This window comes from Pseudomonas sp. GM84, from assembly GCF_000282535.1.
GTDB lineage: Bacteria > Pseudomonadota > Gammaproteobacteria > Pseudomonadales > Pseudomonadaceae > Aquipseudomonas.
This window is the reverse complement of the sequence record NZ_AKJC01000318.1, coordinates 1-12,406: the sequence shown is the minus strand read 5'-3', so window position 1 is coordinate 12,406 and position 12,406 is coordinate 1. Positions and strand designations below refer to the sequence as shown.

The window sequence follows — 12,406 nt, the reverse complement described above, 5'->3', positions numbered from 1 at the left end:
CAACCATGGCCTATCAGACATAGGCACGTTGCAACAAATGTAGGAGCGAGCTTGCTCGCGATGCGCCGCGCGGGCGGCGCTCGATCTCAAGAGCGCAAAAAGGCCAAAGCCATGCGCCCCTACCCCACCAACGCCTGCTGCACCTCCCCCACGGCATCCGCCAAGCTGTTCAAATGCAAACTCAACACCCGCTCCACCGGCGCCTGGTCCAGCGGCCAATGCAGCGCAATACTCCCCGCCAATCGCCCCTGCGCCCGCACCGGCAAGGCAATCGCCCGGATCAGAAACGGCAACCGCACCGGATACTCCCAAAACCCCTCGGTCCGCTGCCCAAACCCCTTGTGCGCATCCGCCTCGATATCGCGCAACAACGCCTCGTCCCCCACCCGCTCATGCGCCGCCAGCCGCTGCACCTCATCCGTGGCCAGCTCCTTCAGACACGCCCGGCCCATGGCCGAATGAAACAGGCTGGCATGGTGCCCGACGATCTGGCAGTTGTTCGGGTAGCGCTTGCGCAGCACCTGGGGAATCGCGCTCTCCATCACCTCCAGCCGCTCGCCGTCGAAACAGGACAAGTCGGCCACCAGGCCCGTGCGCTCGCTCAGCTCCAGCAACAGCGGCGCAGCGCGCTCCACCAGCTGGCGCTTGAAGCGCTGCTGGCGGTCGCCGAACAGCCGACGGGCGCACAGGCGGTAGCGCCGGTCGCTCAAGCCGCGGTAGACCCAGCCCTGCTCCTGCAAGGTGGCGAGCATGCGCGACACCGTGGCCTTGGGCAGGGCTGTCAGGTAATGCAGCTCTTCCAGCCCCAGTGCCTGGTGCTCGCCCAGCAGTTCGACGATGGCCAGCGCCCGCTCCACCGAGCGCACGCCACCGCCGTCGCTTGCCGTACTGATTTGAGTGCCCATGGGGTCGACCTCCCTGTCTGTGCGTGGATGGTCATCATGCCCAGCAAGATACGGGCCTGGCCAGGGCCTTCAGCGGGCTTGCAGGCAGCTCGGCGGGCAGCGCGACACCCACCGGGTCAGCTGTTCATGGGCTAAGGCCAGCTGCAGCACGGCCTGGTCGGCCTGGGCCGGGCCGATGATCTGCAGGCCCATCGGCAGCCCGGCAGCATTGAAGCCCACCGGCACGCTCATGCTCGGCAAGCCGGCCAGGGTCGGGCCGATCACCACCTCCATCCAGCGGTGGTAGGTGTCCATCGCCCGCCCGCCAACCACCTGCGGCCACGGCAGCGTTGCGTCGAAAGGAAACACTTGCGCGGCCGGCAACAGCAGGAAATCGTAACGCTCGAACAATGTGTTCAGCGCCTGGTACCAAGCGCTGCGGTCCAGCGAGGCCTGGTACAGGTCCTGTGCGCTCAGGCGCAGGCCGCCTTCCACTTCCCATTGCGCTTCCGGCTTGAGCAAGGCCCGCTTGGCGGGGTCGGCATAGGCCGCTCCGAGGTTGCCGTGCACCAGGAAGTGGCGATGGGTCAGCCAGCACTGCCACAGGCGCGCCAGGTCGAAGCCTGGCTGGCAGGCCTCGACCTCGCAGCCCAGCTCGGCAAAGTCGGCCAGCGCCGTTTCACACAGCGCCATGACCCCCTCTTCCATCGGCAAGTAGCCGTCATAGTCGCCCAGCCAGCCAACCCGCACGCCCTTGAAACTGCGCGCCAACCCGGCCGCGAAATCGACCGGGCCTGCGTTGATCGACAACGGCACGCGCGGATCATGCCCGGCCTGCACCGACAGCAACCGCGCCACGTCCTGCACGCTGCGCCCCATCGGGCCTTCGGTGACCAGCTGCTGGACGAACAACTCCGGCGTCGGCCCGTACGGCACCCGCCCCTGGGAGGGCCGCAGGCCATAGACGTTGTTGAACGCCGCCGGGTTGCGCAGCGAGCCCATCATGTCGCTGCCATCGGCCACCGGCAGCAGGCGCATGGCCAGCGCCGCCGCCGCGCCCCCGCTGCTGCCGCCGGCCACGCGACCGTGGTCATAGGCGTTGGTGGTGGTGCCGAACAGCGTGTTGTAGCTCTGCGAGCCGAGGCCGAACTCCGGCACATTGCTCTTGCCGACGATGATCGCCCCGCTCGCCCGCATCCGCGCCACGCTGATCGCATCGATCGTCGGCACGTGTTCGGCGAACAATGGCGAACCCAACGTGGTACGCAGCCCGGCGGTGGCAGCCAGGTCCTTGATCGCCTGGGGCATGCCATGCATCCAGCCGCGCGACTGGCCACGCGCCAGTTCGCGGTCGCGCTCGTCGGCCTCGGCCAGCACAGCCCCGGCATCGCGCAGCGACACCAACGCCTTGACCTGCGGGTTGAACCGCTCGATGTGCGCCAGGTAGGCCTGCATCACTTCACGGCAGGAATACTGGCGGGCATGGATCGCCTGGGACAGCGCCTCGGCGTCGAGGCTGACGATCGGGTCGATGGCTAACGCGTTCACGGTTTCACTCCAAGGTTGTAGGCAACGGATTTGCCGGCACGCGGCGCCTCTTTCAGGCAGTAGGTGCCGAGCAGGGTCAGCAGGCAGGCGAACAGCACGTAGAACGACGGCGCCACCGGGGTGCCGAGCACCTTGCTCAGCCAGGTGACGATCAGCGGCGCGAAGCCCCCGAACACCATCACCGCCACGTTGTAGGCGACCGACACGCCGGTGGAGCGCACCTCGACCGGGAACTGTTCGGCCAGCGCGGTCGGCGCCGGGCCGAAGAAGCCGCCGATGGCCGTGCACAGCAGCAGCTGCATCACCAGCAGGCGCTCGATCGAAGGCGCCGCCGCCACCCACACATACAGCGGGTAGACCATCACGAAGAACGCCAGGGTAAAGGCCATCAGCACCGGCCGCCGGCCGAGGCGGTCCGACAGCGCGCCGGCCAGCGGGATGACCACGGTCATCAGGCCCACGGCGAGCATCTGCACCAGCAGTACCTGGTCCAGCGGCAGGCCGAGGTTCTTGTGGGCGAAGGTCGGCATGTTCACCAGCACCACGTAGAACGACACCGTCGCGCCACAGGCCAGGCCCATCGACACCAGCAGGCTGCGCCGATGCTCACGCAGCACCTGCAGCAGCCCCGGCGCCTCGCCCTTGGCCTGCTTGCGCGCTTCGAGAAACTCCTCCGGCTCTTCCATGTGCTTGCGAATCCACAGCCCCACCGGCCCGATCAGCAAACCGAGCACGAACGGAATCCGCCAGCCCCAGCTGTCCAGCGCCTCGGGCGTGCACAGGTGGGTCACCAGCGCGACCATCGCCGCCCCGGAGAACACCGCCAGGCACTGCCCCACCAGCTGCCACGAGCCATACAGCCCCTTGCGGTTGGCCGGCGCACTCTCCACCAGGAACGCCGTGGCACTGGCGTACTCGCCCCCCGTGGCGAAGCCCTGCAGCATGCGCGCCACCACGATCAGCAGCGGCGCGCCCATGCCGATGGCCAGGTAGCTGGGGGCGAAGGCGATCATCGCGATGGACACCGTCATCAGCCGGATGATCAGCTGCATCGCGGCCTTGCGCCCCTTGCGGTCGGAATAGATACCCAGCAGCACGCCACCCACCGGGCGCATGAAAAAGCCCACGCCGAAGGTGGCCAGGGCCATCAGCAGCGAGGCGTATTCGTCGTCCGTGGGGAAGAACTGGCGGGCGATGATGCTCGCCAGAAAGCCGTACACGATAAAGTCATACCACTCCAGTGCATTGCCGATGACCGCCGCGACCACTTGCCGGGTACGCGACGCGCCTGTATTGGAAATCTGCATGCGGAACACTCCATCTTCAGTTGGCCAGCAACGTTCAAGTGATCGCCCAGGCGCGGTGGCGCCCAGGTTCCAGCGGCAGTCGTCAATACAGGCAGGTCAGGCGGGCTTGAGCCAACTCTCGGTCAGTGCGCCCCAGTAGGCAGCGCCGGTCAGCAGGATGTCGTCGTTGAAGTCATAGGCGGGGTTGTGCACCATCGGCCGCTGCACACCGTTGCCGATGAACAGGTACGCGCCCGGGCAGCGCTGCAGCATCCAGGCGAAGTCCTCGCTGCCCATCAGCTTGCGGGTGTTGCCATCCACCGCCTCGGCGCCGAGCAGCTCGACCCCGACATGGGTGGCGAAAGCGTTTTCCGCGGCATGGTTGACCAGCACCGGGTACGCCGGGCGGTGCTCGATGGTGCTGGTGCAGCCAAAGCTTTCGGCCTGCTGGGTGATGATCGCCCGCACCCGCTCCAGGGTCTGCGCCCGCACCTTGGCATCCAGCGCACGCAGGCTCAGGCGCAGCAGCGCCTGCTGCGGAATGACGTTGGCCGCCTCCCCCGCCTGCAGCGCCCCGACCGTCACCACCGCCGCTTCCTGGGCATCGATATTGCGCGCCACCACCGTTTGCAGCGCCATCACCACACTGGCCGCCGCTACCAGCGGATCGACCGTCAGGTGCGGCATCGAGCCATGCCCGCCGACCCCGTCGATGGTCACTGTGAGCAAGTCCTGCGACGCCATCATCGGCCCCTCGCGAAAGCCCAGGTGCCCCGCCGGCAGCCCCGGCATGTTGTGCATGCCGAACAGCGCATCGCAGGGGAAGCGCTCCAGCAAGCCATCGGCCAGCATCGCCTCCGCCCCGCCCTGGCCCTCCTCGGCCGGTTGGAAGATCAGCGTCAGCGTGCCATCGAACTGCCGCGTCGCCGCCAGGTAGCGCGCCGCGCCCAGCAGCATGGTGGTGTGCCCGTCGTGGCCGCAGGCGTGCATGCAGCCCTGGTGGCGGCTGCTGTATTCGGCGCCGGTGGCCTCGATGATCGGCAGTGCGTCCATGTCGGCGCGCAGGCCCAGCTTGCGTGGGCTGCTGCCATTGCGCAGCACACCGACGACGCCGGTCTTGCCGATGCCGGTGTGCACTTCATAGCCCCACTGCTCAAGCAGCGACGCGACCAGGGCCGAGGTGCGGCTTTCTTCGAAACCGAGTTCGGGGTGGGCATGGATATCGTGGCGGATGGCGTGCAGGTCGCTGGCCACGTCATTGAGCCAGGCCAGGATGTGCTGATGCTGCGACATGGGGAATCTCCTCGCGCGGGTGGGTCCCGTTTTTTGTTGTTCGCTTGAGATCACGACGGGGAAGGCAGGTCGTGGTTGGCGACAGATAAGCGCGAGTGAGGGTGGGAGCACAATTGAATGTGGTTCCACGCAGTGGAACTGGTTGCCTGTCAAAGAGCATCCCGGCGCTTGTAGGAGCGGATTTATCCGCGATCACGGGCAAAGCCCGTGCATGCCCAAGCCCCTAGAACTCCACCTTCCCCCGCCCCGCCTTGACCGTGCTGCGCCTGGCCTTTCCTTCAAGGCGGCGGGTCTTCGAGCCCAGGGTCGGCTTGGTAGGACGGCGTTTCTTCTCGGTCTTGCCGGCATTGATGATCAATTCGGCAAGACGCGCCAGTGCGTCAGCGCGGTTCTGCTCCTGGGTGCGGTACTGTTGGGCCTTGATGATCAACACGCCGTCGGCGGTGATGCGACTGTCACGCAGCGCCAGCAGCCGCTCCTTGTAAAACTCGGGCAGCATTGAGGCGGGAATGTCGAAGCGCAGGTGCACGGCGCTGGACACCTTGTTGACATTCTGCCCACCTGCGCCTTGCGCGCGGATGTAGGTCAGTTCGATGTCGGCATCTGGCAGATGCACGGTATTGGAGATGGTCAGCATGGCATGGCCCTTGGGGTTGCTCTCCATTATCACAGCCTTCGCCGCTTGCTCACAGGACAAAATAAGCACACGGATCGAGATGGCCTACTCCGCGTGATCGGCGGGCTCGTCAGGCCCCTTTTTTTCAGAGCGCCAGATGAGGCTCGGGTTGCACGTACCGCGGTTGGGTCGAGCATTCAGGTTTGCAGATCGATCAAGCCTTGCTCATTCAGTCTCAGGTGCAAGCGTTTGAGTATCTGATCGAATGTCCACTGGTTTCGCCAGAGCCCAAACCGTTGATAATCCGTGTCCACATACCTAAAATCTGCGCCCTCCTCCAAAACTTGCACTTACTTTTAAAGAACCAGCACCCCATCCGAGTCCACATCAAAAACAATTACAGCTCTTTAATGGCTTGCCTAACCGTATCGCTAAAAAACTCTTCAAAACTTTGATAAATAATATTTTTCTCTTTCACGCGCTTAAAGGAAGGCTCCGTTTCCACTACAACAGGCTCCCCAGAATCGCCAACAATGGAGGTATCGATTGAGTAAATCGGACCGTACCCAGAAGCTTTGACTACGATCATAGACTCATCTGCATCACCATCTGCACGAGCACTTTTCGTCGCGAACGCCACACTTGGAATGGCTGTTGCGTCAACCCCGCCTTTTGTAATTCCATAGTAGGTATCGCCTGCGAACGACAAAGCACCATATTTCTTGAGAAACTCTATATATGACCACGGAAACCTTACACCTAGCGCCTTCTCAAACTCACATATAGCTTGATCGGAAGCGCCACCCGCATATGCAGGATCTTCACCACTCGCAGTAATCTCACTAGCCAATAATTCAACATAACTCATAATTCACCCTACTAGAAACCCTGGGTTTGCACACTTAAAATCTTAGGCCTGACCCTAAGCGCTTAAGACACTTTTAAAGCCCCTCTTAAACACATTAATGTTGCTGCAAGAATCTTTCTACCAAAGCGTAACCAGAAACACCCATCAATAAATGACCTTGATACTCTTCAATGGCCAGCATTCGTACAGGTTGCCCTCGACGATATAATGTGCCCGCCATATTAAATTCAAAATCGCTCAAAGAAGCGTCATTGATTGACCCCGCACCTAGAATCGGCCAACCCCCAGATTTGAGGTTATCAATTGCGGTGAACATCACTCTAAAATCACCCCGATGATCCTTGAACCATAGCTACGAAAAATCCTCAGGCAAGCCTTTCTCATAACCAATTGATAGTACGCAAAAAGCAAAAACTTTTTTAAATTTCTGCTCTTTACTTTCAGTTCCCAACCAGATTATCTGACTGATCGCGAATCGACCATCCTCCATGGGAATCAAAAAATAATCGCCTGCCCGCCCTAAAACTTCTGCAACCATAAATCAAGGCCTCTAAGGTTAGTCTTTGACGGTATTCAATGTTATACGATAATTAATCCAAGCATTCAGGCTTAACATTATCACTAATCAAGGCTGAGGATTACGCCGCAGCACTTCAAAGATCAACTTTCAGCTCATCGCCGCCGCACCAATATCTGGCGCACTTGGGAGGCAGTGCTTACCCATCAAACCTTCTGAGAAAATATTCATATTTTTCTGATGAGTTAAGCATTTCAGCCGTCTTATTTTCAAGCCTCTCTGCACCATCATCATCCGTAACAGTAACAAAGAGTATAGGCTCCTGAACCTTGAAAAATCTGAAGACACCATCCTTACGCAGAGTGTTCAAAACATCAGTCATGAGGGAATTCAGATTTTCTTTAAAACTTGAGATATCGCTTCGCTCATTCGCTACTCTCAAGGCTTCACATATATCTTTGAAATACTCGCCCTTCCACGCCTGGTATTTCCACTCCGAAGAAACCCACTTATAATAAGGCATCAGTTCTTCGCGTTCTTCTTTACCTTCCTCTTCAAGCTTTACCTCAAGCGCCTCAACGGAATTAACCGCAACCGCCATGGTCATAGCGCTACTATCCGTGTAAAGCGCGCAAGCGTAAAAGTGTTCGTCCGGATGCTCCACACTTAAATCTTGCAGAGTTTTTTTAACTATTATTAAGGCTGTGCTTTCTAATTTCTGCCAATTCATTGCGCTTTCCTGGTTGTCAGCCAAAAAATTCTGTGCCGATTTTTTTTGCAATTCGCCTTTCCTGGCGGCAACAGCCTTGCCAAAGGGCATGCCCTGCGCAGCGCAGCGCCTTAGCGTAGTCAATGTATGAATCCTGCTCATTGTTCCCCTCGCGGCTGGTCGGGACGCAATTAGAACGCCCAACTAAAGCGCTGTTACTTCAGCTAAAAAAGAGCAGTTTTCTGATCACGATTATCAGCCAGCAACAAGATGCTCCTGGATGAGTAAATGTTTAAAAAACGAAAACTTACAAAACACGAATAAAGCCAGCCTCATCTAAACCGAATAATATGCGCATATTTAAGCAGGACTTCTTTATATTTTTGCGCATAAACAGACTTCATGATAACCTCCCCCGGCTCAGCTAATATTGCTTTCAAATGCACAGCCGACGAGTCAATTCCCAACATTTTCCTTACACCAATAACCTCATCGAGACTTGGCTTGCAACCTCCTATGGTGATGATATCTCCTACACCCGCCTCTAAATCATTCCCCTCATCCTCTTCTATAAAATCTAAAAGCCTTTCGAGCGATTCGAATCTATCAAATTCGTTTAGTGACACACTGCCTGAATCCACTAGCCAAAACCCAGCCACCCCGCTTTTATCGATTAATATCATTCTGCCGCCAGAGTCATCCCCAACGGCAATCTTATCTTTAAAATTTTTATCGATTTCAAATGTACTATTACGCTCTTCAATATCCCCTACTGAATAAATCATCACCTGGTCATTCAGGAGTGCCCCATCACTTCCTTTCCAGAATTTAACTATCCATGAGCCACTAGAAAGACCAAGGCGCTTGCTTAAAGCCTCAATATCTGTAGCAGAAGCAGCTCTATGACGCTCAACATAAGTAACCATGTACTGAATCTCCAGCTCCCGACCCAACACATCGGTGGCCCAGCGGGTGCGGATGGCGAAGTCGTAACGGGAGTGATAGTACTCGCCGTCGCTGGCCCAGTGTTCGACGACACGGTTTTCTTGCCCGCGCGCCTACTAGAAACAGATAATAGGAAGTGACTGAAACGTAGCTGGCAGCCACTTCCGCAACCAACTTGATAACGACCTAAGAAACTCACCCCAACGTCGAGCCACTAACAACACGAAATTGCACACTCCAAAAAAGAAAATCATCCCCACGGAGCATAAACAAAATCATCGTCTATTTTCTGAAACTCTAACCCGGCCAACCCTTTCTCATCATAATCAGCCTTGAAGAGAGACGAACAAACAACTTGCTTTAATTCTTCACAATAAAATAAATTTTCTAACACCCCTTTTCCAGGAACAAAACTGTCAATTCGATCATAGACCGGAGACATGCCCTCGCGCTCTTCCGATGGCCTCAACAGCCTCTCATCCATGAGCGTGAAAACTGAGTTTTCACTGTCCAACAATGAGCACCTACTTAGAACACAAAAAAATCTATATTCCCTCTCTGTCTCCGCCCCTCCTAGGAGAACAATCTTCAGAGGAAGATCAATAAAAGAGCAGTTTTGCGACTCACACATACGAACAAATTCAGAAGATGCAATGTACTGCTCAAGCACCACATCCACTTCAAACCTCTCTAGGTCGGCCTTCATCTCATATGAATCCGCAAACCCTCCCAGTTCCGGATTCTTAACAACCTGATTAAACTCCGGCAGCGCAGGCTTCCACCCTTCTTCAAAGAATAGTGAAATACCGTCATTTTCGCTAGCACTAACGACATAGAAATCGTTCATGACACCTCACAGCAATCTACCTGTAATAGGATCTACTTTGAACAACCCGTTCTGCAGACCTGACCTTGCCCATTCCTGGATATTCTTCACCCCCAGAGCCAACTGGGTATCACTCAACTGCGGTGCTATTTTGTTAAGCTCAAGCAGCTTTTTACCAACAGCAGATGTGTAAACATCATGGTTTGTCCAGTGCCCTGGTAAGTCTATGAACTGCACATTATTTTTGCCGGGTAGGAAAATACTATTTGACGCACCATCACCATCAAAACCAATGCCTTTGAGACGATTAAACATAGAGCTGAATATTGGTTTTTTCATCAGCTGTTCAGGAATAAGATGATGGTTAGCCATCCCATCACCCGTCCTATGCCCCATATTTTGTCCCAGCTTCGTGGAGCACCAGCCTAACGGGTCGATCTCTTGAAGGGGATTGGTGACATATGAATAAATATTAATGCCGCCAGCCAGCCCTATTGGGTCATGCGATAGAAATCTTCCGATTTCAGAATCATAGTATCTATACGTGTTGTAATGCAGCCCCGTTTCGCTGTCAAAGTACTGCCCCTGAAACCGGAGATTTTGCTCGACCTCATTGACGGCCAGATGCTCGATCGAACCCCATGACCGATACGTCGCCTGCCAGACGATCTCGCCTTCGCTATTTGTCAACTCCAGCGGCGTACCAATCTGGTCGGTATGGAAGTAATAGACCTTCTGCTCTGCACCCTCTATCTGATCGACTCGGGCCAACGGCGCATAGCTTCCAGGTTCATACAGGTACACGATGCTCTGCCCTGGCGTTTCCTCACGCAGCATCCGCAGTCCTTGCCACAGGAACCGCTTCTGCTCGGTTTCTCCGTTGATTTCAGCGTGCTTGGCCACCCGACGCCCAAGGCTGGGCATAGGCGTTCCACCACAGGTACTTGGACTTGAAGTTGGCATCGATGATCGTATGCGGCAGGCCGTCCTCACCGTTGAGGTACTCGGTCTTGTGGCCCAACGGGTCGATCTCGGCGATCAGGTTGCCTTTGTTGTCGTAGCGGGACGTCCACACGCTGCCATCCGGGAAGCGGGTTTCGGTGACCAGCGGCGTGGCGAAGTGGTGCTTGTAGCTGATCGTGCGGCCCAGCGGGTCGGTTTCCTCCACCAGCCTGCCGAAGTCGTCGTACTTGAGTGCGAGGTGATTACCGACTAGGTGCTGCCGGCGAAGTGAAGCCAAAGATGTTGCCAAACGCTTCGAAGTCCATGCCATCGTGTTCACGACTGGCCGTCACGCGATGGTAGGAGTTGCACTGTATCTTCCATATCGCGGCCGAGAACATTCGTGGCCTAGCTAGTGCGCGCCTGCATGTCATAGTGGAAGTGTTCACCTTTGCCGATCCACTGTTCAACTATGTGTGTTACCCCTTTAAAAGACTCAGCTCTCCAATATATAAACAATAGGAAGCAGCTGAATCAAAGTTGGCAGCCACTTCCACAGCCAAGTTTATAAAGAGCCAAGACTTTTCTACTAGACAGTTCTAGCAGCACTAAATGGCATATCTTACCCAAGCACTCCCACCCCAACTCAACCACAAAGATACCAGCGTAGGAGGCACCTTAGAAAACTCGATAAATCAAATATAAGTTTTTTGCCACTTATTCCCGCCCTGCAGTTCCCGACTCAAAATCATGCACTTGCCATCAGTCGCAGCCAAAGTCAATCTGAAAACTGGAGCTAGCCCTTTTGTCTTTTTTATAACTACTAAAACATGATTATCTCTAACCACCTCAATCTCAAGTTGATCGCTACCCAGATCATATTCTGGATGCCTCCCACAGACCAAATTCTCTACACGATCATAATTTCTCCCGCCTTCCGCAACAAATGTCTTAAAGATTTTTAAAAGATCATCACGCATAACAACCTCAAGGTCCGATTCCAGAGAATCGTCTTCAAACGCATCGAGGCTTTTCTTATAATACTTAACTTCCCACTCATACATTTCGCTCATAAATCCTTTGAGAACATCTCTGCACTCATCACTCAGATCAGTTACTGAAAATTTTTCCATCGACAATGTCCCCATTTCTGAAAATATTATAAATTACTTTGGTTGGCCTTGTTCCACCAGCCCCGTACTTAAAGATCAACTCAACATCGATAGGCCCATTATCAAAAATATCTTTTGCAATTTGCTTCTCAAAATCTCTAAACAAACCACGATTCACTTTAGAAAGTTGCGGGAACACTCCATCTATGCCACCAGAACCGCCCAAAAGCTTTCCGATGATGTGGCCAGCATCATCATCTTGATTGCCCATCATGCGAGCCCAAGCTCTGGATGACTGATTGGTCGCCGTCCCTGTCTTCAGATCATTTTTCGTGATTGTAGCAGTTGCTCTCAAAGGTTGGCCTGATGCACCACGCGTCACATTAGTATTAACACACCATCCTAAAGGATCGAGCCACCCAGTCGAATTGGGCGCATAGGTATAGAGGTTAAATCCACCCATTAGGCCAATTGGGTCTTGCGTTATGAAGCGCGCGCACTCGGGATCATAATAGCGGAAAGTATTATAGTGCAGCGTTGTTTCACTATCGAAATACTGCCCTGGAAATCTCAGATTTTGCTCAACCTCAGTGACGGCCAGATGTTCGATCGAACCCCATGACCGATAGATCGCCTGCCAAACAATCTCACCTTCACTGTTTGTCAGCTCCAGCGGTGTACCGATCTGGTCAGTATGAAAAAAGTAGACCTTCTGCGCTTCACCTTCAGCTTGATCGACTCGCGCCAACGGCGCATAGCTTCCCGGTTCATACAGGTACACGATGCTCTGCCCTAGCGTCTCCTCGCGCAGCATCCGCAGCCCTTGCCAAAGGAACCGTTTCTGCTCGGTTTCTCCGTTG

The 12,406-nt window shown here is 55.7% G+C and carries 14 protein-coding genes and 2 pseudogenes; all 16 read right to left on the bottom strand.

Translation table 11 applies throughout. The features are described from left to right. Nucleotides 1–119: 119 nt before the first annotated feature. Nucleotides 120–905: an IclR family transcriptional regulator gene (locus PMI38_RS22695; RefSeq protein WP_008099332.1), complete on the bottom strand. Its 786-nt coding sequence runs from the start codon at nucleotides 903–905 to the stop codon at nucleotides 120–122. Nucleotides 906–974: 69 nt separating this feature from the next. Beyond that, complete coding sequence (locus tag PMI38_RS22690; protein ID WP_008099331.1) at nucleotides 975–2,432, bottom strand: amidase; 1,458 nt, start codon at nucleotides 2,430–2,432, stop codon at nucleotides 975–977. Next, the gene (locus PMI38_RS22685) at nucleotides 2,429–3,739 is read right to left on the bottom strand and encodes a citrate-proton symporter (protein ID WP_008099330.1); all 1,311 of its coding nucleotides are present in this window, start codon (nucleotides 3,737–3,739) and stop codon (nucleotides 2,429–2,431) included. Before PMI38_RS22685 ends, PMI38_RS22690 begins: the two co-directional genes overlap by 4 nt. A gap of 96 nt (nucleotides 3,740–3,835) precedes the next feature. Then, nucleotides 3,836–5,011 (bottom strand): M20 aminoacylase family protein, encoded by a 1,176-nt coding sequence (locus tag PMI38_RS22680; RefSeq protein WP_008099323.1) that lies wholly within the window; start codon nucleotides 5,009–5,011, stop codon nucleotides 3,836–3,838. 223 nt (nucleotides 5,012–5,234) lie between these two features. Continuing rightward, a complete protein-coding gene (arfB, locus tag PMI38_RS22675) occupies nucleotides 5,235–5,648 on the bottom strand; it encodes an alternative ribosome rescue aminoacyl-tRNA hydrolase ArfB (protein WP_043274082.1) in 414 nt (137 codons plus the stop codon). Between the two features lie 90 nt (nucleotides 5,649–5,738). Further along, a pseudogene (locus PMI38_RS27615) lies at nucleotides 5,739–5,935 on the bottom strand (IS5/IS1182 family transposase); the annotation flags it as partial. A gap of 89 nt (nucleotides 5,936–6,024) precedes the next feature. Next, nucleotides 6,025–6,495, bottom strand: coding sequence for an SMI1/KNR4 family protein (locus PMI38_RS22670; RefSeq protein WP_043274080.1), 471 nt, complete (start codon nucleotides 6,493–6,495; stop codon nucleotides 6,025–6,027). 94 nt (nucleotides 6,496–6,589) lie between these two features. After that, complete coding sequence (locus PMI38_RS27170; RefSeq protein WP_157214889.1) at nucleotides 6,590–6,811, bottom strand: hypothetical protein; 222 nt, start codon at nucleotides 6,809–6,811, stop codon at nucleotides 6,590–6,592. A 36-nt stretch (nucleotides 6,812–6,847) separates the two neighbouring features. Beyond that, on the bottom strand, nucleotides 6,848–7,033 hold the full coding sequence (locus tag PMI38_RS27165; protein WP_008099320.1) for a hypothetical protein: 186 nt from the start codon (nucleotides 7,031–7,033) through the stop codon (nucleotides 6,848–6,850). A gap of 178 nt (nucleotides 7,034–7,211) precedes the next feature. Then, nucleotides 7,212–7,883: a DUF4303 domain-containing protein gene (locus tag PMI38_RS22665; RefSeq protein ID WP_008099318.1), complete on the bottom strand. Its 672-nt coding sequence runs from the start codon at nucleotides 7,881–7,883 to the stop codon at nucleotides 7,212–7,214. A 170-nt stretch (nucleotides 7,884–8,053) separates the two neighbouring features. After that, the gene (locus PMI38_RS22660; protein ID WP_008099316.1) at nucleotides 8,054–8,647 is read right to left on the bottom strand and encodes a hypothetical protein; all 594 of its coding nucleotides are present in this window, start codon (nucleotides 8,645–8,647) and stop codon (nucleotides 8,054–8,056) included. Between the two features lie 269 nt (nucleotides 8,648–8,916). Beyond that, nucleotides 8,917–9,513 (bottom strand): hypothetical protein, encoded by a 597-nt coding sequence (locus tag PMI38_RS22655; protein ID WP_008099314.1) that lies wholly within the window; start codon nucleotides 9,511–9,513, stop codon nucleotides 8,917–8,919. 6 nt (nucleotides 9,514–9,519) lie between these two features. Continuing rightward, nucleotides 9,520–10,410 (bottom strand): annotated as a pseudogene (locus tag PMI38_RS27985) (RHS repeat-associated core domain-containing protein); the annotation flags it as partial. After that, nucleotides 10,379–10,732, bottom strand: a complete 354-nt coding sequence (locus PMI38_RS27980; protein WP_157214888.1) for an RHS repeat domain-containing protein — start codon at nucleotides 10,730–10,732, stop codon at nucleotides 10,379–10,381. The gene PMI38_RS27980 and the pseudogene PMI38_RS27985, both read right to left, overlap by 32 nt. A gap of 397 nt (nucleotides 10,733–11,129) precedes the next feature. Further along, the gene (locus PMI38_RS26805) at nucleotides 11,130–11,567 is read right to left on the bottom strand and encodes an NTF2 fold immunity protein (protein WP_157214887.1); all 438 of its coding nucleotides are present in this window, start codon (nucleotides 11,565–11,567) and stop codon (nucleotides 11,130–11,132) included. Then, on the bottom strand, nucleotides 11,545–12,406 hold an 862-nt coding region (locus PMI38_RS26200; protein ID WP_008099308.1), incomplete at its 5' end, for an RHS repeat-associated core domain-containing protein. The genes PMI38_RS26200 and PMI38_RS26805, both read right to left, overlap by 23 nt.

Bases quoted from the DNA above. Each gene is read 5' to 3' on its own strand.
- PMI38_RS22695 (WP_008099332.1), bottom strand. From the start codon at position 905: ATGGGCACTCAAATCAGTACGGCAAGCGACGGCGGTGGCGTGCGCTCG.
- PMI38_RS22685 (WP_008099330.1), bottom strand. From the start codon at position 3,739: ATGCAGATTTCCAATACAGGCGCGTCGCGTACCCGGCAAGTGGTCGCG.
- PMI38_RS22680 (WP_008099323.1), bottom strand. From the start codon at position 5,011: ATGTCGCAGCATCAGCACATCCTGGCCTGGCTCAATGACGTGGCCAGC.
- arfB (WP_043274082.1), bottom strand. From the start codon at position 5,648: ATGCTGACCATCTCCAATACCGTGCATCTGCCAGATGCCGACATCGAA.
- PMI38_RS22670 (WP_043274080.1), bottom strand. From the start codon at position 6,495: ATGAGTTATGTTGAATTATTGGCTAGTGAGATTACTGCGAGTGGTGAA.
- PMI38_RS27170 (WP_157214889.1), bottom strand. From the start codon at position 6,811: ATGTTCACCGCAATTGATAACCTCAAATCTGGGGGTTGGCCGATTCTA.
- PMI38_RS27165 (WP_008099320.1), bottom strand. From the start codon at position 7,033: ATGGTTGCAGAAGTTTTAGGGCGGGCAGGCGATTATTTTTTGATTCCC.
- PMI38_RS22665 (WP_008099318.1), bottom strand. From the start codon at position 7,883: ATGAGCAGGATTCATACATTGACTACGCTAAGGCGCTGCGCTGCGCAG.
- PMI38_RS22660 (WP_008099316.1), bottom strand. From the start codon at position 8,647: ATGGTTACTTATGTTGAGCGTCATAGAGCTGCTTCTGCTACAGATATT.
- PMI38_RS22655 (WP_008099314.1), bottom strand. From the start codon at position 9,513: ATGAACGATTTCTATGTCGTTAGTGCTAGCGAAAATGACGGTATTTCA.
- PMI38_RS26805 (WP_157214887.1), bottom strand. From the start codon at position 11,567: ATGGAAAAATTTTCAGTAACTGATCTGAGTGATGAGTGCAGAGATGTT.